This is a genomic window from Yimella lutea, assembly GCF_006715095.1.
GTDB classification, from domain to species: Bacteria; Actinomycetota; Actinomycetes; order Actinomycetales; family Dermatophilaceae; genus Yimella; species Yimella lutea.
In genome coordinates, this window is sequence record NZ_VFMO01000001.1 from 2,106,080 (window position 1) to 2,125,544 (window position 19,465).

At 66.3% G+C, this 19,465-nt stretch carries 19 protein-coding genes; 18 read left to right on the forward strand and 1 reads right to left on the reverse strand.

The window, feature by feature from the left end; genetic code table 11:
* Positions 1–3 precede the first annotated feature (3 nt).
* The 15 genes from kdpB (at position 4) to FB459_RS10230 (ending at position 15,062) form a co-directional block, all read left to right on the forward strand.
* Positions 4–2,151, forward strand: a complete 2,148-nt coding sequence (kdpB, locus tag FB459_RS10160; RefSeq protein WP_141928408.1) for a potassium-transporting ATPase subunit KdpB — start codon at positions 4–6, stop codon at positions 2,149–2,151.
* Between the two features lie 22 nt (positions 2,152–2,173).
* Positions 2,174–2,788, forward strand: a complete 615-nt coding sequence (gene kdpC, locus FB459_RS10165) for a potassium-transporting ATPase subunit KdpC (protein WP_141928409.1) — start codon at positions 2,174–2,176, stop codon at positions 2,786–2,788.
* A gap of 2 nt (positions 2,789–2,790) precedes the next feature.
* Positions 2,791–5,286: an ATP-binding protein gene (locus FB459_RS10170; protein WP_141928410.1), complete on the forward strand. Its 2,496-nt coding sequence runs from the start codon at positions 2,791–2,793 to the stop codon at positions 5,284–5,286.
* Positions 5,283–5,975, forward strand: coding sequence for a response regulator (locus FB459_RS10175; protein WP_100814277.1), 693 nt, complete (start codon positions 5,283–5,285; stop codon positions 5,973–5,975). The genes FB459_RS10170 and FB459_RS10175 overlap by 4 nt, the downstream gene beginning before the upstream one ends.
* Positions 5,976–5,997: 22 nt before the next feature.
* Positions 5,998–6,393 (forward strand): hypothetical protein, encoded by a 396-nt coding sequence (locus FB459_RS10180; RefSeq protein ID WP_026937592.1) that lies wholly within the window; start codon positions 5,998–6,000, stop codon positions 6,391–6,393.
* A gap of 128 nt (positions 6,394–6,521) precedes the next feature.
* Positions 6,522–7,496, forward strand: coding sequence for an AraC family transcriptional regulator (locus FB459_RS10185; RefSeq protein WP_141928411.1), 975 nt, complete (start codon positions 6,522–6,524; stop codon positions 7,494–7,496).
* Positions 7,497–7,723: 227 nt separating this feature from the next.
* The gene (locus FB459_RS10190) at positions 7,724–8,806 is read left to right on the forward strand and encodes an ArdC-like ssDNA-binding domain-containing protein (RefSeq protein WP_141928412.1); all 1,083 of its coding nucleotides are present in this window, start codon (positions 7,724–7,726) and stop codon (positions 8,804–8,806) included.
* Positions 8,806–9,711 carry a bifunctional DNA primase/polymerase gene (locus tag FB459_RS10195; protein ID WP_141928413.1) on the forward strand — a complete coding sequence of 302 codons (906 nt, stop codon included), beginning with the start codon at positions 8,806–8,808 and terminating at the stop codon, positions 9,709–9,711. Before FB459_RS10190 ends, FB459_RS10195 begins: the two co-directional genes overlap by 1 nt.
* Positions 9,708–10,400, forward strand: coding sequence for a DUF2637 domain-containing protein (locus FB459_RS10200; RefSeq protein WP_141928414.1), 693 nt, complete (start codon positions 9,708–9,710; stop codon positions 10,398–10,400). The genes FB459_RS10195 and FB459_RS10200 overlap by 4 nt, the downstream gene beginning before the upstream one ends.
* Complete coding sequence (locus FB459_RS10205; protein WP_141928415.1) at positions 10,397–10,828, forward strand: hypothetical protein; 432 nt, start codon at positions 10,397–10,399, stop codon at positions 10,826–10,828. Before FB459_RS10200 ends, FB459_RS10205 begins: the two co-directional genes overlap by 4 nt.
* A 78-nt stretch (positions 10,829–10,906) precedes the next feature.
* Positions 10,907–11,776 (forward strand): hypothetical protein, encoded by an 870-nt coding sequence (locus FB459_RS10210; RefSeq protein WP_141928416.1) that lies wholly within the window; start codon positions 10,907–10,909, stop codon positions 11,774–11,776.
* Positions 11,773–12,840, forward strand: a complete 1,068-nt coding sequence (locus FB459_RS10215; RefSeq protein WP_141928417.1) for a ParB N-terminal domain-containing protein — start codon at positions 11,773–11,775, stop codon at positions 12,838–12,840. The genes FB459_RS10210 and FB459_RS10215 overlap by 4 nt, the downstream gene beginning before the upstream one ends.
* 78 nt (positions 12,841–12,918) lie before the next feature.
* The gene (locus FB459_RS10220; RefSeq protein ID WP_141928418.1) at positions 12,919–13,614 is read left to right on the forward strand and encodes a hypothetical protein; all 696 of its coding nucleotides are present in this window, start codon (positions 12,919–12,921) and stop codon (positions 13,612–13,614) included.
* Between the two features lie 6 nt (positions 13,615–13,620).
* Positions 13,621–14,799, forward strand: a complete 1,179-nt coding sequence (locus FB459_RS10225) for a M23 family metallopeptidase (protein ID WP_141928419.1) — start codon at positions 13,621–13,623, stop codon at positions 14,797–14,799.
* Positions 14,796–15,062 carry a DUF6112 family protein gene (locus tag FB459_RS10230; RefSeq protein ID WP_141929508.1) on the forward strand — a complete coding sequence of 89 codons (267 nt, stop codon included), beginning with the start codon at positions 14,796–14,798 and terminating at the stop codon, positions 15,060–15,062. The genes FB459_RS10225 and FB459_RS10230 overlap by 4 nt, the downstream gene beginning before the upstream one ends.
* Here FB459_RS10230 and FB459_RS10235 read toward each other — a convergent pair.
* Entirely contained in the window at positions 15,057–16,205 is a 1,149-nt protein-coding gene (locus tag FB459_RS10235) for a hypothetical protein (RefSeq protein ID WP_141928420.1), read from the reverse strand. The two genes, FB459_RS10230 and FB459_RS10235, sit on opposite strands and share 6 nt — an antisense overlap.
* An 85-nt stretch (positions 16,206–16,290) precedes the next feature.
* Between FB459_RS10235 and FB459_RS10240 the strand changes: the two genes are divergently transcribed.
* From FB459_RS10240 to FB459_RS10250, 3 genes are read left to right on the forward strand one after another with little or no spacing between them, the layout of a single operon-like run.
* Positions 16,291–16,560 carry a DUF6112 family protein gene (locus tag FB459_RS10240; protein ID WP_141928421.1) on the forward strand — a complete coding sequence of 90 codons (270 nt, stop codon included), beginning with the start codon at positions 16,291–16,293 and terminating at the stop codon, positions 16,558–16,560.
* Between the two features lie 30 nt (positions 16,561–16,590).
* Positions 16,591–17,997, forward strand: coding sequence for a TrbL/VirB6 family protein (locus tag FB459_RS10245; protein WP_141928422.1), 1,407 nt, complete (start codon positions 16,591–16,593; stop codon positions 17,995–17,997).
* Between the two features lie 3 nt (positions 17,998–18,000).
* Positions 18,001–19,464: an SCO6880 family protein gene (locus FB459_RS10250; protein ID WP_141928423.1), complete on the forward strand. Its 1,464-nt coding sequence runs from the start codon at positions 18,001–18,003 to the stop codon at positions 19,462–19,464.
* The last annotated feature ends 1 nt before the right edge of the window (position 19,465 follow it).

Consider the following 19,465-nt stretch of genomic DNA (forward strand, 5'->3'; position numbering starts at 1 on the left):
CACATGTCCACACTCACTGAGCCCCGCACCACCGCAGCGGGCACCCCTGCCCGAAAGAGCGGGTTCACCTGGGAGCAAGTCCGGGCGGCACTGCCCGGTGCGTTCCGGAAACTCAGTCCCAAGGAACAGTGGCGCAATCCCGTCATGTTCCTCGTCTGGGTCGGCGCCGCACTCACCACGATGCTCGCTGTCGCAGAACCGTTCATCGGCGGCCCCGCCGATTCTGGTGGCACCGTCGTGCCGTGGTCGTTCACGTGGGCAGTCGCGATCTGGCTGTGGCTGACGGTGCTGTTCGCGAACCTTGCCGAATCCGTCGCAGAAGGTCGCGGGAAAGCGCAGGCCGAGACCCTCCGCAAGACCCGAACCAGCACCATGGCGAACCGCGTCACCAGCTACGACCCGAACACGGACGCGGCCGCAACACTGTCTGCAACGACGCAGGTCTCGTCCTCGGACCTCACTCTCGGTGATGTCGTGGTCGTGACCGCGGGCGAACTGATTCCCGGCGACGGGGACATCGTGTGGGGCATCGCCTCGGTCGACGAGTCCGCCATCACGGGCGAATCCGCCCCGGTCGTGCGCGAGTCCGGGGGCGACCGTTCCGCGGTCACCGGCGGCACCCGGGTGCTGTCGGATCGGATCGTGGTGCGCATCACCTCCAAGCCGGGTGAGACGTTCGTGGACCGGATGATCTCCCTCGTTGAGGGTGCGAGCCGGCAGAAGACGCCGAATGAGATCGCGCTGAACATCCTGCTCGCGTCGCTCTCGATCATCTTCGTCGTCGTCGCCCTCACCCTGAATCCCATCGCCTCGTATGCGGCGGCGCCGGTGAGCGTGACTGTGCTCGTGGCGCTGCTGGTGTGCCTCATCCCAACGACGATCGGCGCACTGCTCAGCGCGATCGGCATCGCGGGCATGGACCGGCTCGTGCAACGCAACGTCCTGGCCATGTCCGGGCGCGCGGTCGAAGCTGCAGGCGACGTCACCACGCTCCTGCTCGACAAGACCGGCACCATCACCTACGGCAACCGGCGCGCGAGCGAGTTCGTGCGCCTCGGCGGGGTGCGCGAACAGGACCTCGTGCGCGCGGCGGCGCTGTCTTCGCTGGCAGACCCGACCCCGGAGGGTGTGTCGATCGTCGAGCTCGCCGAGCAAGATCATGGGGAGTTCGACCGGAACACCACTGGGGAGGTCGTGCCGTTCACGGCGCAGACCCGCATGTCGGGCCTGGACCTGCCTGATGGCACCCAGATCCGCAAGGGTGCCGGTTCCGCCGTCATCGCCTGGCTCGAAGAAGGCGGGAAGCGGCTGCCGTCGTCCCTGCTCGCCGAGCTGGACGAGTACGCCGAACGCATCTCCCAGTCCGGCGGCACCCCGCTGGTCGTCGCGACCAAGGACACCGCCGGGGAAGGGACCCTCCTGGGCGTCGTGCATCTGAAGGATGTCGTGAAGGAGGGGCTGCCGGCGAAGTTCGCCGAGATGCGGTCGATGGGTATCCGGACCGTCATGATCACGGGCGACAACCCCCTTACCGCGGCCGCGATCGCGAAAGAGGCGGGTGTCGATGACTTCCTCGCCGAAGCCACCCCCGAGGACAAGCTCGCCTACATCCGCAAGGAGCAGGAGGGCGGCAACCTCGTCGCGATGACCGGTGACGGCACCAACGACGCCCCTGCGCTCGCGCAGGCAGACGTCGGTGTCGCGATGAACTCCGGCACCTCGGCTGCGAAAGAGGCCGGGAACATGGTCGACCTCGACAGCGACCCGTCCAAGCTCATCGACGTGGTGCGGATCGGGAAGCAGCTGCTGATCACCCGTGGGGCGCTGACGACGTTCTCCATCGCCAACGACATCGCGAAGTACTTCGCAATCATCCCGGCGATGTTCATGGGCGTGTTCCCGCAGCTCGCCGCCCTCAACATCATGGGGCTGCATTCGCCGGCCTCGGCGGTGCTGTCGGCGATCATCTTCAACGCGATCGTGATCGTCTTCCTCATCCCGCTGGCGCTGCGTGGGGTGAAGTACCGGCCCGGGAACGCGTCCAGCATCCTCGGCCGAAACCTCGCCGTCTACGGCCTCGGCGGCGTGATCGCCCCCTTCATCGGGATCTGGCTGATCGACCTCGTCGTCCGCCTCATCCCCGGCTTCTGAGCCTTCTGAGAAAGAGATCATCATGAACACACAAGCTCGCGGAGTCGGGCGCACCATCTGGGTCGCCACCCGCGCCATGGCCCTCCTCACCCTCGCGTTGGGGGTCGGGTACACCCTCCTCATCACCGGCATCGGACAACTCGCCCTCCCCGCCCAGGCGAACGGGTCGATCGTCACCAACCAGGACGGCGACCCGGTCGGGTCGGCGCTGATCGGTCAGTCGTTCACGGACGAGGAGGGGAACCCGCTGCCGGAGTACTTCCAGCCGCGCCCCTCTGCCGCCGGCGACGGGTACGACGGGGGCGCCTCGTCCGGGTCGAACTACGGCCCCGAGAACAAGGACCTCATCGCCGCCATCACCGAACGCAAGACCCAGGTGGCGGAGTTCAACGGGGTCACCGAGGAGGAGGTTCCCGTCGACGCGGTCACCGCCTCCTCCTCGGGGCTTGACCCGCACATCAGCCCCGAGTATGCGGCGATCCAGATCAACCGCATCGCCGACGCCCGCGGCATCCCCGCAGAGCAGCTGCGGGAGCTGGTCGCGGCGCACACCCAGGGGCCGGACGCCGGCTACCTGGGAGAATCGAGGGTGAACGTTCTGGAACTGAACATCGCCGTGGACGAGTTGGAGGGCTGAACATGCCGAAACGGGGGCAGCTTCGGGTGCTGCTCGGGGCTGCCCCCGGGGTCGGCAAAACCTTCACGATGCTCGAAGACGGTCGGCGCCTGCTCGCAGACGGGAAAGACGTCGTCGTCGGGATCGTGGAAACCCACGGCCGTGCCGCTACCGCGGCCATGACCGAGGGGCTCCCGAGTGTGCCCCGCACCCGCGTGGAACACCGGGGCGTCACCCTCGAAGAAATGGACCTGTACGCGGTGCTTGACCGCAAGCCCGCCGTCGCGCTGGTCGATGAACTCGCCCACACCAACGCGCCCGGATCGAAGAACGACAAACGCTGGCAGGACGTAGAGGAGCTGCTCGCGGCGGGGATCGATGTGATCTCCACCCTCAACATTCAGCACATCGAGTCCCTGAACGATGTTGTCGAGCAGATCACCGGCGTCCCGCAGCGCGAGACCGTCCCGGACAGTTTCCTGCGCGGCGCCGAACAGATCGAGGTCGTCGACCTGGCCCCCCAAGCCCTCCGGGACCGGCTCAGCGGCGGGTTCGTGTATCCCGCTGAACGTATCGACGCCGCCCTGTCGAACTACTTCCGGCTCGGGAACCTCACCGCGCTGCGGGAGCTCGCCCTCATCTGGCTGGCCGACGAAGTCGACCAAGCACTGAAGGGGTACCGCAAGGACCACGGCATCGACAGCACCTGGGAGGCCCGTGAACGCGTCGTCGTCGCCCTCACCGGCGGCCCCGAAGGCGAAACGCTGCTGCGCCGCGGGGCACGCATCGCCGCCCGCTCCGCCGGCGGCGAACTGATCGCCGTGCACATCACCAGCCAAGACGGGCTCCGGACCGGCAACCCCGCCATCCTGGCCGAGCAGCGGGCGCTCGTGGAGAAACTCAACGGCACCTACCATCAGGTCATCGGCGAAGATATCCCCACCGCGCTGGTGGAGTTCGCCCGCTCCGTCAACGCCACCCAGCTCGTTCTCGGCGCCAGCCGACGCGGCCGCATCACCTCCGCGTTCACCGGGCCTGGCATCGGTGCGACCGTGGTCCGCGAATCCGGCGACATCGACGTGCACATGGTCAACCACGCCGCCGCCGGGAAACGCTTCACCCTGCCCCCGCTCACCGGGGCACTCACCCGCAAACGCCGCATCCTCGGGTTCGTCGTCGCCCTCCTCGGCGGGCCCGCGCTCACCGCACTGTTGACCCTGTTCCGCAGCGAAGACTCCATCACCACCGACGTCCTCGCGTATCAGCTCCTCGTCGTCATCGTCGCCCTGGTCGGAGGAATCTGGCCGGCCCTGTTCGCCGCGGTGCTGTCCGGGATCACCCTGGATTTTCTGTTCATCGAACCGCTCTACACGATCCACATCCACCAGCCCCACCACCTCCTCTCTCTCATCCTGTATGTGGTAATCGCGAGTCTGGTGAGCTTCATCGTCGACCGTGCCGCCCGCTACACCCGCGCCGCCCGCAGATCCGCCGCCGAATCCGAACTCATCCAGACCATCGCCGGCAGCGTCCTGCGCGCAGACAACGCGATCCAAGCGCTCATCGACCGCACCCGCGAAGCCTTCCAACTTCCCGGCGTCCGCCTCATGCGCGGCGAAGACGTGCTCGCCCGGTCGGGGGAACCGCTGCCCGACAATCACCACACCAGCATTCGCGTCACCGACGACACCACTCTGGAACTGCACGGCCCCGACCTTGCTGCGGCGGAACAACGCCTCCTCGCGGTCGTCACCGCCCAACTCACCGCCGCACTCGAACACCAGCACCTTACCCAGACGGCGCAGCAGATCGAACCGATCGCGGCATCGGATCGGGTACGCGGCGCCCTCCTCTCCGCTCTCAGCCATGATCTGCGCCGCCCCCTTGCAGCCGCAGCCGCGGCGGTCGGAGGGTTGAAGGCGGCGGGCCCCGACCTGGCGCTGACAGACAAGAAGGAACTCCTCGACACCGCCGATGAGAGCCTCGCAGCCCTTGCGGCTCTCGTCACCGACCTCCTCGACGTCAGCCGCCTACAAGCAGGGGTTCTGACGATCGCGGACATCCCCACCGACCCGGCAGAAACCATCGCTCCCGCCCTCGACGAACTCCACCTCGGCCCGACCGACGTCACCCTCAACCTCGCCCACGGCGACGCGCTCGCCCACGCCGACCCCGTACTCCTGCAACGAGTCCTGGTGAACCTCCTCGCCAACGCCCACCGCTACACCCCGGCCGGCACACCGATCCATGTCAGCACCAGCACCTTCGGTGACCGGCTCGAGATCCGCATCATCGACCGCGGCCCCGGCATACCGCCCGAGAATCTGGACGACATCTTCCTGCCCTTCCAACGCCTCGGCGACACCGACAACACCACCGGCCTCGGTCTCGGCCTGGCCCTCTCCCGCGGGTTCATCGAAGCAATGCACGGCACCCTCACGCCCGAGGACACCCCCGGTGGCGGGCTCACCATGGTCATCTCCCTCAACACCACCAGCACCAGCCAGGAGCAATCATGAGAATCCTGATCGCCGACGACGACCCGCAGATCCTCCGCGCCCTGCGCATCACCCTCACCGCCAAGGGCTACCAGATCTTCACCGCAGCAGACGGTGCCGAAGCTATCGCAGCCGCGATCGACCACCACCCCGACATCTTCCTCATCGACCTCGGCATGCCCAAACTCGACGGCATCGAAGTCATCCACGGCATCCGCGGCTGGTCGCAGGCACCCATCCTCGTCGTCTCCGGACGTGCCGGCGCCGCTGACAAAGTCGAAGCGCTCGACGCTGGCGCGGACGACTACATCACCAAGCCCTTCGCCGTCGAAGAACTCCTCGCCCGTATCCGCGCCCTTACCCGCAGAGTCCCCCCAGAAGACGCCACCCCCGTCGTCCACCTCGGTGCGGTAACCATCGACCTCGCCGCGCACAGCGTCACCCGCGATACTCCCGACGGGCAAAAGCAGATACGCCTTACCCCCACGGAATGGCAGTTCATCGACATCCTCATCCGCAACGCCGGGAAGCTCGTTACTCGCCAAACAATCCTCACCACCATCTGGGGCACCGAACACGCCGAAGACACTGGCTACCTCCGCCTCTATGTCTCCCAACTGCGGCGCAAGCTCGAAGAAGACCCCACCAGTCCGGTGCATCTCCTGACCGAGCCGGGTATGGGCTACCGTCTCGACGGCATGACCACCTGACCTTCGGGATACCGACGCGACCTTGAGCATCCTCGACACCATCGGCATCATCGGTGAGCTGCTGTCCTGGATCGGTGCGATCATCGGCGTCCCTTTCGCCATCGCCGCCCTCATCATCCGCGCCATCGACGGGCCCCGCCTCACCACGAACGTCACCATCGTCGAGGACCTCGACCAGAGACCGATCGCGATGTGGAGCGTGCAGGACCGCACCTACACGCGCCCCCTGACAGCACGCGACGAGATCCGTGACCGCGAATCGACAAGCGTCACAGGTTTCGTATCAGAACGCGATCCAGAGAGACTTGAACTTCATAAGCGCTCCCACGCTGAGCGCTTATGCTGGACTCTCGCGATCACCATGCTCAGCACCGCAGTAGTAGGGTTCCTTGCGTCACTTCTACCGATGTTCTGGTGACAGACCCGACTCAACCTTCGATTCTGTGAGTCCAGTGCGAGGCCAGCGTTAGGGTTCTCGGCCCGCATCGTATGGGTACTGTTAGGGGTACTCGATTCTCGGCGGCGACTAGCCTTCGATTAGCGAGTATGACGGTCGATGGTCGACAGGACGTATTCACGAGGCCCAACGGTGTGTCGTTGGCGCCGGTGGCCACGTTTTCGCCACTCCTCGCCCGAACCCAGGTCGCACACGCCCCGGTTGACCCGATCGCTTTTGACTGTCTCAAGTTCATCGTCGTTCGCGCGGGCAGAGCTCGACTGTTCAGTGAGTTTGGCGTGCACTTCGTCAGCATGGGTGACGTCGTGATTCTGGCCGCGAACACTCTCTGTGGAGCTGAGCCCGAGGGGTGGATTTCGACCACGACGCTCTACCTTGACCGAGACTATGTCATCGATCAAGTGTTCTGGCAGTACGCGTCCCGGTTCCATGAGCGGCTCGACGCCAGTCAGTTCCTTGACGCCCATTACGCAGAACCCACCCAGGTGGTCCGTATCGGTAGGCACAAGGCGGGACTGATGATGCCATGGCTCGATGAGTTGGTTGCATTGAGCGTAGACGGCCTTCCTCCTGATCGGTTCTATCGAGCGCAATCGCTCGTCTCCGCCGTGTTCGACATTCTGGTTCCGTTCATTGTGGTTGCCAATGAAGGGACAGCTGGCGCGCGGCGAAGTGTATCGGCGCCCACCGTGCCACGTCATCGTCAATTCCGTCCGGTACGTCCAGAGGTTCTTGAGGTCGCGCAGGTCCTGCGTGCGGAGTTGGATCGGCACTGGACTGTGACTGAGCTCGCAGCCCGAGCGCACTTGTCCGTGTCTCAGTTGCGGCGGGTGTTCGTCGAGGCCTTTGGTAAGTCGCCGATCTCCTACTTGACGATGCTTCGTGCCGAGCGCATGGCTCACCTACTGCGTGTGGATAACGCGCCCATCTCTGAGATCGCGGCCCAGGTGGGCTGGGGGGATCCTGACTTCGCTGCACTTCAGTTCCGCCGGAGTGTCGGCGTTTCCCCCAGCGAGTACCGCAGAATCAGCGAGGTTGTCCCGGCGCCCTTCAACCCTGAGTGAACGCGCGTCTTGCCGGGTGAAACGCTCATCTTTTTGCGCACGGATCACCAGGACTCTCCCGAATGAGCTAGACCAAGTTTGACCACGTCGGGTTCAGTGATGCACCTGGCGGTCGCTCACTTTCTGTCCGTCGTCCGTCTCGATTGCGTTTCCTGAGTCCCTTCGCGCACCTTCTGGTCGCAGAGGTCACCCGCCGTGTTGCGGGTACCTGCGGAAGGAGGACGACGATGGCGACCAGCGAAGAGGCGCGGGCTGCGCGAGATGCGAAGCTCGATGCCCTCCATGAACAGCTCACCGGCGCGGTCGAGTCGTTGGTGTCGGGTGAGGACTGGAAGCAGGCGTTAGAGTTCGCGGCCCGGTTCCGTGCCCGTTCGTTCAATAACACGCTGCTGATCTTCGTGCAGCATCAGGCAGCGTTCGAGACAGGCCGAGTGCCGGAGCCAGTGCCGTCGTATGTGGCGGGGTTCAAGCAGTGGCAGGCGCTCGGCCGGCAGGTGGAGAAGGGCCAGTCGGGGTACATGATCCTCGCGCCCGTCACGGGCCGTTTCGCGTCGTTCACGCCGAAGGTGGCGGAGTCGTGGCGAAGGCTTGGCCGGTTCGAGAAGCCGAAGCCGGGTGAGGCGGTGCGGTCCCGCATGGTCGGTGTTCGCCCCGCCTATGTGTGGGATGTTTCGCAGACCGCGGGTGATCCGATACCTGTCCCGCCGTCACCCCGGTTGCTCGAAGGCGAAGCACCCGATGGGCTCTGGAAGGGCATCGCCGTGCAAGTCGAGGCGCAGGGGTTCACGGTGTTGCGGGTGTCGCACGAGGGCATGATCCACGGTGCGAACGGCCTCACCGATTTCGGTGCGCGGACGGTGGCGGTGCGGGAGAACATGCCCGAGGCGGCACAGGTGAAGACTCTCGTGCACGAGCTCGCCCACGTGCTCCTCCACGGACCGGATAATCCCGATGCGACAGGGCATCGCGGAATCGGTGAGGTCGAGGCGGATTCGGTGGCGTTGATGGTCGCTGCGGCGCATGGCATGGATACCAGTGATTGCACGGTGCCGTATGTGTCGGGGTGGGCGGCGACGGTGCCGGAGAAGTCCCCGGTCGAAGTCGTCCAAGGCACAGGCGAACGCGTCCGCAAGACCGCCGCCGCGATTCTCGATCAGCTCCCGACCGCGCAGATCGGCAACGGTGATCCTCCTGGTCTCAGCCGTGACCCCTCCGCGAAGAAGCCTCCCGCGCCGATGGTCGATGCTGCGGCTGACTTGTCGGTTGAGGAACCGCGCCGTCCGGTCGTCTCTTCGGTGAGGAGCCTGTGATGGGTGCTGTTGACCTGTTCTCCGAGGTCGGTCGGATGCCGCTCCCGGAGGCTGCGGCGCGGTTCGCGGCGGCGGGGGTTCCGGTGTTCCCGTGTGTGCCGGGTGAGAAGCGGCCGCTGGTGCGCCGCGGCTTCCACAACGCGACTGCCGATCCTGCGCAGGTGTCGGAGTGGTGGCGGCGGTGGCCGGCGGCAAACATCGGCATTCCCACCGGCGCCGCGTCCGGGGTGGAGGTCCTCGATGTCGACCTGCACTCCACCGGCACCGGATTCCCAGCCTTCCGTGCAGCACACCGTGAAGGCCTTGCCGCAGGGTGGGCGGCGCTGGTGCGCACACCCTCTGGCGGGCTCCATGCCTACTACCCGGCAGACTCCGGTCGGTCGCAGTCGTCGTGGCAGGCAGCGAATGCGCATGTCGATTTCCGTGGTGATGGTGGCTACATCATCGCCCCGCCCTCGAAGGTGCTTCGCCCCGGCGGCGTGCGTGCTCCCTACCGGCTGGTCGTCGCCGGCAACAATCCGGCCCCGGTCGATGCGGCACGGCTGCGCGACTTCCTTGACCTTCGCACCCCGATCCCGCTCGACCGTGCCCGTGCGTCACGGTTCGAGCGGCGGGGTTCGGATGCGAAGGTGCTTGCCGGTTGGGTGGCTGGGCGTGGCGAGGGTGAGCGGAACCGGGGCCTGTTCTGGGCTGCGTGTCGTCTCGCCGAAGCCGGCACCCCTCCCGATGCGACTCTCGAAGCCCTCGGGCCTGCGGCCGAACACGCGGGGCTGAGGTCACGGGAGATCATGGCGACGATCCGTTCCGCCTACCGCACCACCCACCCCATGCACCGTGCTGACGCAGAGCCCGTGGCGGATCGGCGGCATCTCGTGCGCGAATCACCGGGGCGGGTGCTCTCATGAACACTGCGGAGACGGTGATGCCGCGGGGCCGCCAGTTGGCAGTGGTCACGGCGATCACGGGCACGGTGTTCATCGCAGCGGGGGCGTTCTGGTTGTCGTTCACGGCGCTTGCTGATCTGGCTCGGCGGTCTGGGATTGATGCGCGGCAGGCGTGGGCGTGGCCGTTGATCGTGGACGGCATCATCGTCGTCGCAACCGTCGCCGTCGTCGCTCTCGCCAGCCAGCACCGACCTACTTGGTATCCCTGGACGTTGCTTGCTGCGGGGGCTGTGGTGTCGGTGACTGCGAACGCGATCCACGCGATCATCGCCGCCGACACCGACGTTCTCAGCGTCCTTGCCGCATCGGTCGCCGCGATCCCACCGCTCGTGCTGCTCGCAATCACTCATTTGACCGTCATGCTCACCCGCCCCGTCGCTCCGATCACGAAAGCAAACGAGACCGTGCCGGACCTGGCGCCGGTCGTGCGCGCTGTGGCGACAACAGGTGATGCCGTGCCGGGGCTGGAAGACGCACCGACGTCCAAGCCGCCGGTCCCGGTGGTGCCGGTAAGCGAGCGGCGGGAGGAGGCGGCGCAACTGCGGGAGGTGGAGGGGTGGTCGAACAAGCAGATCGCCCGGCACCTGGGCGTGCACCCGTCGACTGTGGGCCGCTGGTTCGGCGCTGAAGTGAAGGAGGAGACATCGTGAACGACGTTGCAGAGACGAACCGGACTGAGCCACTGGATGTTCGGCTGGAGTCGGTGGAGGGGTCAGAGGCGGAGCGTTCGGCGTTCGCTGTGCACCGCGACCCCTCGCTCACCACCAGCACTGGTCCTGGTTCGCGGGTGGGGCATGGGATCGCGTGGGTACGCCCCACCGATCTGATCGCGTCGAGCACCGCCCGGATCGCTGGCCGCGGCATCAACTTCCAGACCGAACTCGCACACTGTGCCCGCCGTGCACCAGGCCACGCCTACCGAGCAACTCGTAACGGTGTTCGCAGCATCCGGGATCGCCGCGCTGAACGAACGGTTACCGATGAGGCGTCGGTGTTCGAGTCGTTCGATGTGTTCGAGCCGCAGGATCGGCCGCGCTCGTCGTCGTGGGTGCGGCCGTCCGGGATCGGGCTGGGGTGAACCGCCATGCGCAGAAGACGATGGCGCGACAGGGTCGGTGGGGAGCCGGCGCGCACCTGCCTGTCAGGAGGTGCCACCATGCCACAACATCACAACACAGGCCCCAACCGCCGCGGGCAGGGTTTCGAGAACTCAGAACGACTCCGCGAACTCCTCACCCGCCTGAACGACGATGGACCAGACGCCTGGCGAACAGACGCGGAAGCGGCAGCGCTCATGCGGCACGCCGCCCAGAAGTACGCGGCTCTCGCGCGCAAGCATGGGCTTGATCCGTGGGAGGCGGCGACGGCGGCGTTCGAGGCGATGCGCACCGCCGCCGTCCGCCGAGCCGATGACCCGTGGGCAGTCATCACCCGCGCCGTGCAGATCACCTGCATCGCAGAGAACCGCGCTAACGGGCTGCTCTGTTCGGTGCATCAGGCACGCCGGCCTCGGTACTCGAGTTTCCATGACGCCGAACGCTTCTCCGACCGCGAGAACCCGATCACCGACTACCACCCCGCGTTCCGCGCCGACCCCTTCACCGACGACGACGACGCCGATACCGGCGGCGAGATCGAATCATCAGGGTCGACCGGGGTGGAATCGGCGGTGGAGGACACGATCGCGCTGTTGTGCTGGCACGGGTGGGAACCAGAACTCGCTCGCGCGAGCATCGAGTGCATCTGTGCCCGCCTGGCAGAATCCGTCTCCCGCGCCGGGGCATATGAGTCGCTGCGGCGGGATCGTCACGCCCGCGCGCTCCTGGACATCCCTGCCCCGTCTTGGTATCGGCTGCTGCGGATCATCCTCGGTTCTCCCGACACGCACCTGGCCGGAACGAATGCGGGCCGCGGGTTGCTGTTGCGGCTCCTGATCGGTGAAGCCCTCTGGCATCTCATGGATGACACCGAACTGGGGGCCGCGATCAAGGTCGCCGCCCCTGGCATCATGCGGGGCCGGCCATGAGCGAGCCGGGGCATATCGAGCTGGAGCGGGCCGTACATTCGATCTGGTCCGGACGCCGCCACCGGGAAGACTTTGGCGACCTCGACCCGCTGGTGGAGTCGATCGCGCGCGAGGGACTGTTGCAGCCGATCACGATCACCCCGGACGGGATGCTGATCTGCGGCGCCCGCCGCCTTGCCGCCATCCGCAAACTCGAGTGGAAGACCGTGAATGTGTGGGTGCGCTCCGGCATCTCTACCACCCTCGGGCAGCTCCTCGCCGAACAGGACGACAACCTGCTCCACAAGCCCCTCACCCGCACCGAAGAAGCCACGCTCTACGCCGAGCTGAAAGCCCTCATGGCCGAGGACGCGGCAGGCCGACAGGAAGCGTCACGGTTCACCTCGAAACAAGAAAACCCCAGGTCAAACGGTGCCGCCACCGTGGCGGCACCGCAGAAAGGCGAAACCCGCCAGCAAGCCGCACTCATGGTGACCGGACGCAACGCCTACACCTCGCTGGAACGCATCAACGAGTTGCAGCAGATCGCCGCCGATCTCTCCCAGCCTGACGATGTCCGGGAACGGGCGTCCCACGAGCTTGACCGGATCGACGCAGGCGGGTCGATCACCGGGGCACAACAGCGTATCCGGGCAGCACAATGCCTGGCCGAGCTCGACACCCTCGTCGCCGATCCCGCACAGCCGGCAGGCATCCGCGATACTGCCGCGTCCGGCGCAGCACGCCTGCGGGAACTCGAACACACCGCCAGGCCCGCGGACTTGCAACGACTGGCTGAGATTGCGGTCGAGCGGGCGAAGACCGCGACGAAAAAACGCCCCAACCAGCTCGCGTCCGCGCGCCTCCACGCCGTCGAGGAACCAGCACGGGAGTTCCTGCCGGTGCGGTCGTTCGTCTATCTCTGGGACGAGCTCTCAACCTGGACGGAACGCTACGACCCCGAAGCTATCGGCCTCGCCCTCTCGAAGGAGCAGTGGGTCATGTTCGAGCAGGCCGTCGCCGCGACAGTCGCGTTCTTGGATGTCGCCCGCGCCGCACGGGACGCACACCGGCACACCGCCTGACTCGCCGAGTCGGTTCCGTCGCCTGAACGCCTGAGCGCACCTGTCTGGTGATCCGCACATGTCGGGAAGGACACCAGGATGGACCCCACTGCTCGCCGCCACCGCACATTCTTGATCGCCGCCATCGCAGGCGCGATCGTCCTGCTCATCCTCGTCGGCGTTGGCGTCTACGGCCTCATCCGCGGACCTCGCACCGCCGAGTCTGTGGACCCCGCCATCACGGAGAGCCCGGCAACGACGCCGCCCGCAGACACGTCTTCGGGTCCGGAGCCGGTAGTCACTGTTGGCGGGCAGGAGGAGTTCGCGGTCGCGGTCGCGGAGGCGCTGTTCACCTGGGATACCACCAGCGGATACGGGCCCGCGGACTATGCGCAGATGCTCGCTGATGTCACCGCGGATGAGGAGGCCGACGCCGCAGCCTCTGATGTGCGCGCCTACCTGCCCACCACAGAAGCGTGGGCGCAGTTGCGTCCGCATCAGACGAGGCAGTGGCTGACCATCGACACGATCGAGATCCCTGCCGTGTGGGAGGACGCGGTGGCGCAGGCGGCGGCGGGGCAGATTCCCGACGGTGCGATCGCGTACACGATCACCGGCACCCGCCACCGCACCGGCTACTGGGGCACCGACCCCATCACCACCACGCACGACGTGGCGTTCACCGTGTTCCTCACCTGCACCCCCGAACGAAACCCCGCACCAGCCCCTGCCGATCCGATCACCGAGACCTGCACGCTCTTGCGGCTGTCGCAGCTCGACAACCCGCTGCGGTGACCCGTCATGCTCAAGAAACTCCTCGCCTCTCTTGCCATCGCCGCGGTGTGCTTCGGCCCCGCGATCGTGCTGCTCTCCGTCGCTGTCCTCGCCATCCCTGCCGTCGCGGCTTGTGCGCCGGGTTCGCTCATTGTCGGGCCGATCCCGGACTCGCTCACCGCGACCACGAAGAACGGCGAAACGGTCACGCTGAACCGGCAGCAACTCACTCATGCCGCAACGATCATCACGGTCGGCGGGCAAACCGACGGGGTGAGACGTCCGGGAGTGGTGATCGCGTTGATGGCGGCGCTCACGGAGTCGCATCTGCGGATGCTCGCAAACACCGGCACCTACCCCGAGTCCGCCAATTACCCCAACGACGGCGACGCCTCCGACCACGACTCCCTTGGCCTGTTCCAGATGCGCCCGCAAGCCGGCTGGGGCACCGTGCCTGAGCTCATGGACCCGAACTACCAAGCGAGAGCGTTCTACGGCGGACCCACCGGCCCCAACTACCCCTCACCGCGCGGGCTCCTCGACATTCCGGGGTGGCAGCAGCTCGACCCCGGAGAGGCAGCGCAGGCCGTGGAGGTGTCCGCCTACCCGGACAGGTATCAGAACTATCAGCCCGTCGCCGAAGCAATCCTCACCGCCCTCACCAAGCCCGCACCCACCTCTGACGGCGGCGCCGGTGAGGTGGTGGTGCCGGAAACCACCCGGATCGTGTTCCCATTGCCGGAGGGCACCTGGGTGCGGACGAGTCCGTTCGGGTGGCGTACTGACCCGATCACCTTCGAGCAGGCGTTCCACTCCGGTAGCGACTTCGCCGCCGCAGACGGCACCCCGATCTACGCTGTCGCCGACGGGATCGTCACCCACGCCGGATACACCGGAGGGTGGGGTGGGCTCATCATCGTTGAGCACACCGTCGGCGGGGAACGGGTGGCGTCGTATTACGCGCATATGCGGGAGTACGGCATCCACGTCACCGAAGGGATGACCGTCACCGCAGGGCAACACATCGGCGATGTCGGATCGTCTGGGAAATCCACCGGACCCCACCTCCACCTCGAAATCCGGCCCGGCGGCACGGGGCAGCCAGCGATCGACGCCGACCAATGGCTCACCGACCAAGGCGCGGAAGGCATCACCGGCGGCACTACCTCTCGCGCGTCCTGCACGCTGGGTGGGGGTGGGCGCTGATGGTGTTCCCCGACTTCGGCGGCGTCGGCGCAGCGGACGACCTCCGCAGCATCGTCGGCGCGTTGCTGATGTTCGTCCTCATCATCGCGGTACTCATGCTGATCGTCTCCGCGATCATCTGGGCTGTCGCCTCCTCAACCGGCAACGCCCACACCGCCACCAAAGCCAGGATCGGAGCCTGGGTCGCCCTCGGCGCCGCAGCCCTCGCCGGCGCCGGAGTGGCATGGGTGAACTTCCTCCTCGATGTCGGCGAGAGGCTATAGGTATTGGCTTCTTCCTTTGAGCCTTTTTCTGGTTCCGAAGGAACGTAGGTCTCGCCATGGCTGGTGCGCGAGTTCGCTGATCACTTCCGGGCTCTTTTCGATCAGTGCAGCCATGGCCCGGTATCTCGAGATGAAGGTCTGGGGATCGGCGGTTGGGTGCGCGCTCTTCCAGCTTCCCATCGCTTCGTTGAAGTCACGGCGGATCGGTCGCGAGGCGCTTGGCAGATAGGCCTCCGCCAACTGGTCTTCGAGTTGATTCCATAGATCGATGTAACGATGTTCGAGGTCGCCAGCCTTCTTTGCGAGACCATCCGGGTCGTCGTAGACGCCGAAGTACATCATCCGGCGACGACCATGCGGGATGGACTCAACCTTGGCTTGCGCAGCTTCCATCTCGTCTTTTGCATGCGCCAGCGCAGTGATCTCTCGGTCTAGAAAGCCAGGCATGGGAGGCAGAGCGAGTTCTGGGAGTGGAATTGGCATGCGCTGCACAGCTGTGATGACCTCAGGGCGAATCGCGAGCGAGAGAAGGCCTGTCCCTTCGTGGACATTGAGGTAGCGGACGGCATCGAGGCTGTCTCTGTCGAGTTCGCTGATGCTGAGCTGTGCTGCGTCGTCGTGGTTTTCGTCTCGATAGCCCGGGTTGATGCGGCCAGGACGAAGCTCAATCGCCACTCGGTAGAGGTAGAACGGGGAACCGCCGTCGTGCTCGTCATGCATCCGTCGCAGCATGTTCTCGACCGCCGTCTCGTAGGTGCCAAGGTGGAGCGCTTTCGTCGTGTGCGTCGAGACGTAGTGAGCCCGGTTTACTGGCCGGTGACCGTTTTGCTCCATGTCCTGGATAAACCGGCGGGCGTAGTCCGACGACGGCCAGTCTGGTTCAGTGCTCGTGTGGTACCAGGCGAAGCGGGTCACTGCTTCGTCATCGAGCGCAGGATCGTCTTGGTTGCGAAGCGCGGCAACGGCGATTCCGAAGTGGATGCTGGTTCCGCAGTGCGCGCAATTCATGTGTGCACCGTCGGCCTCGACGTAATAGTCCTCCGCTGAGAGAACCGAAACCCTCCCGCAGGTGCAGTTCATCGCATAGCCGTAGTTGAAGCCGTCGCTCCGCTCCACGAGAGCCGATCTCTCACGATTCCCCATCCCACACAGAGTACCGAGGGGGCATGGGTGCACCTGGCTGGCAAGTCCGCCATCCCTGGCGTTTGTGAGCTGAAGGAGCATCCCTGTGATTGATATTGATCCGAACGGTACCGGGCTTCCCGGGATCGAGCAGTTGCGCATCATCGTCGGCGCGGTGATGACCGTCGGCCTGATCCTGTCCGTCCTCGCCCTGATCGTCTCCGCGATCGTATGGGGCTTCGGCGCGAACTCCTCGAATCCGCATCTCGCGTCGCGAGGGAAGCTCGGGGTGCTCGTGTCGTGTGGGGCGGCGATCATCTGCGGCGCCGCCGTGACGCTCATCAACTTCTTCTGGGGCGTCGGCCAAGCCGTCTAACCCCAACGTTCGCGTGGGAAGGAGGATGTGATGAGTGTGTGTGATGTGCCGGTGATCTCGGCCGTGTGCGACACCGTCGGGCAAGGCGCCGCCACCTTGATCGCGGCCCCGTTCGACTGGCTCGCCCAAGCCATGGGAGGCGCCGCCGCCCGGCTGTTCGAGGCCGTCTGGGCGGTGTTCGACACCACCACCCTCGTCGACGTATCCGACCCCGGCTATATCGGGGTCTACAACATCCTGTTCGGGGTGGCGGTGTTCGTGGTGCTGATCTTCTTCTGCCTGCAACTGATCACCGGCCTCATCCACCGCGACCCCACCGCCCTCACCCGCGCAGCCCTCGGCGCCGCGAAAAGCATCCTCGGCTCATTCGTCGCCATCGGCCTCACCGGTCTCCTGTTGGAGATCACGGATCAGCTCGCGATCGGGATCGTGCAAGCCACAGGGAACACGATGGAATCCATCGGCGACCGCATCACCCTCCTCGCCGCCGGGTTCGCAGGGATCAACATCGCAGCCCCCGGTGTGGGTGCGATCGTCACGATCTTTCTCGCCGGCCTCGCCATTTCGGCGGCTGCGATCGTGTGGTTCTCCCTCCTGATCCGCAAAGCCCTCCTGCTGGTCGCGATCGTGTTCGCACCCATCGCCCTCGCCGGGTTCTCCTGGGATGCCACCAAGGGGTGGTTCTCGAAGTGGGCGACGTTCGTGATCGCCCTGATCCTGTCCAAGCTCGTCCTCGTGGTGATCTTCCTCGTCGCCATCACCCAAGTCTCCGCCCCGATCGAACTGGATCTCGCGTCGATCAGCGACCCCATCGCCGGGGTCGTGCTGATGTTCATCGCCGCGTTCGCCCCCTATATGACGTACAAGTTCGTCAGCTTCGTCGGCTTCGACATGTACCACTCGATGAGCGCCGAACAAGAAGCCAAATCCGCCCTCAACCGCCCCGTGCCAGTGCCCTCGGCCCCGAAGACTGACGGGGCAAAGAAGGTCCTCGACGGCGCCGGCGACAAGGGTGGGGGCGCGGCACCGTCTGGTGGTGGCATGTCACCCGCATCGACAGTGGCGCCCAGTGCTGGTGGTGGAGCAGCGGCGAGCGGTGGTTCCGGCGCCGCCGCTGGTGCTGGCGCAGGGAGCGCGGGAGGTGGAGCTGGTGCGGCCGGTGCTGGGACAGGTGCTGGTGCAGCCGCTGCAGGGCCTGCGGCTGCGGTCGTGATCGGCGCGCAAGTCGCCAAAGCCGCCGCAACCGCGGGGCCAAAACTCGGTGGCGCTGTCGGTGGCGCTGCGGAAGGCCACGCGGCCGGTGCCGGCGAAACCGCGCAGCCAGCACCGCCTCCCGCACCGAACCACACTCCCACGGCACCGCCCACGTCGCCGTCTGTGCCACCGGCGAAGCAGACGCCACCACCGGCTCCGAAGCCGACGACCGGAAGGGAGTAGCCGATGTCGAACCAGCAGAGCACGGTGGAGTTTGGGTTGCGGGCGGTGCAGTTCTCCCGCCTCACCCGCCGCGGCATCCTCCTCGGCCTCTCACTCCCGCAACTCATCGTCCTCGCCATCGGCGTACTCTCCATCGTTGGTGCCCTCTACGCCGGCGGCGGGATACTGCTTGCCTGGACCGCACCTATCTGGCTCCTGAGCGCAACTCTCGCTTGGACGCCGGTTGGTGGCCGGAAGTTGATCGAGTGGGTGCCTGTCACCTTCCGGTGGGTCGCCCGCACACAAGCTCGTCAGACCGTGTTCCGGCGGCGGATCGTGAAGCCCCGACCCGCGGGCACGCTCGCACTCCCAGGTGATGGGGCAGCACTCCGGGAGTGGGAGGACCCGGAGACGGGGGCGGCGATGATCCACGACCCCCACAATCAGACGCTCACCGCGATCATTGCGGTGTCACATCCTGCTTTCGTGCTCCTCGACCCCGGCGAACAGGAACGCCGTGTCGCCACCTGGGGCCGGGTGCTTGCCACCGCCTGCCGCTCCGGCCGGATCGCGCGTCTCCAAGTGTGCGAACGTACTCTCCCCGACGGCGGCTCGGGCCTCGTTGAGTGGTGGCGCAGCCACGGCACCGATGACGGGTCGTGGACCTCGACGGTCTACCGGGAGCTCATCGACCGTGCCGGTCCCGCAGGGGAACGTCACGCGACGACGATCAGTCTCGCCCTCGACCTCCGTGCGGCCGCCCGGCAGGTGCGGACGAACGGTGGCGGGATCAAGGGGGCGGCGGCGGTGCTCCGGCAGGAGATGACGACGCTCGTGACCGCGCTGCGCGCAGCGGAACTCACCGTCGGCACCTGGCTAACCCCCAGCGAGGTCGCCGTCATCCTCCGCTCCGCCTACGACCCCGCCGCCGCAGCGCTCCTCGAACGCCACGGCGACATCGGCCGGAGCCTCGCGACTGCAGGGCCGGTCGCGGTGACAGAGTCGTGGGATCGGCTGCGGTCAGACTCCGCACATCACGCGGTGCTCTGGATATCGGAGTGGCCGAGGTCTCAGGTGTATCCAGGGTTCCTCGCACCGGTACTGCTTTCGTCAGGCATCCAGCGGGCGTTCTCACTGATCTGCACGCCGATCCGTTCGGATCAAGCGGCGAGGGATATTCGGAAGAAGAAGACCGAGCTGATCTCGGATGCGGCGCAACGCTCCAAGATGGGGCAGATCGAAGACGCCTCCCAAACCGCCGAATACGGCGACGTACTCCAACAAGAAGCCGACCTCGCCGCAGGGCACGGCGTCCTCCGCTACACCGGCCTCATCAGCGTGTCCGCACCCACCCCGGACGAGCTCGACACCGCGATCGCGGCGATCGAACAGGCCGCGATCCAAGCCTCCTGCGAAACCCGGCGCCTCGTCGGTCAGCAAGCGCAAGCCTTCACCGTCGCAGCGTTGCCGCTGTGCCGCATCGTCTGAG

Coding starts and splice junctions, on each gene's coding strand:
- kdpB (WP_141928408.1), top strand. CDS start 4: ATGTCCACACTCACTGAGCCCCGCACCACCGCAGCGGGCACCCCTGCC.
- kdpC (WP_141928409.1), top strand. CDS start 2,174: ATGAACACACAAGCTCGCGGAGTCGGGCGCACCATCTGGGTCGCCACC.
- FB459_RS10170 (WP_141928410.1), top strand. CDS start 2,791: ATGCCGAAACGGGGGCAGCTTCGGGTGCTGCTCGGGGCTGCCCCCGGG.
- FB459_RS10175 (WP_100814277.1), top strand. CDS start 5,283: ATGAGAATCCTGATCGCCGACGACGACCCGCAGATCCTCCGCGCCCTG.
- FB459_RS10185 (WP_141928411.1), top strand. CDS start 6,522: ATGACGGTCGATGGTCGACAGGACGTATTCACGAGGCCCAACGGTGTG.
- FB459_RS10190 (WP_141928412.1), top strand. CDS start 7,724: ATGGCGACCAGCGAAGAGGCGCGGGCTGCGCGAGATGCGAAGCTCGAT.
- FB459_RS10195 (WP_141928413.1), top strand. CDS start 8,806: ATGGGTGCTGTTGACCTGTTCTCCGAGGTCGGTCGGATGCCGCTCCCG.
- FB459_RS10200 (WP_141928414.1), top strand. CDS start 9,708: ATGAACACTGCGGAGACGGTGATGCCGCGGGGCCGCCAGTTGGCAGTG.
- FB459_RS10210 (WP_141928416.1), top strand. CDS start 10,907: ATGCCACAACATCACAACACAGGCCCCAACCGCCGCGGGCAGGGTTTC.
- FB459_RS10215 (WP_141928417.1), top strand. CDS start 11,773: ATGAGCGAGCCGGGGCATATCGAGCTGGAGCGGGCCGTACATTCGATC.
- FB459_RS10220 (WP_141928418.1), top strand. CDS start 12,919: ATGGACCCCACTGCTCGCCGCCACCGCACATTCTTGATCGCCGCCATC.
- FB459_RS10225 (WP_141928419.1), top strand. CDS start 13,621: ATGCTCAAGAAACTCCTCGCCTCTCTTGCCATCGCCGCGGTGTGCTTC.
- FB459_RS10235 (WP_141928420.1), bottom strand. CDS start 16,205: ATGGGGAATCGTGAGAGATCGGCTCTCGTGGAGCGGAGCGACGGCTTC.
- FB459_RS10245 (WP_141928422.1), top strand. CDS start 16,591: ATGAGTGTGTGTGATGTGCCGGTGATCTCGGCCGTGTGCGACACCGTC.
- FB459_RS10250 (WP_141928423.1), top strand. CDS start 18,001: ATGTCGAACCAGCAGAGCACGGTGGAGTTTGGGTTGCGGGCGGTGCAG.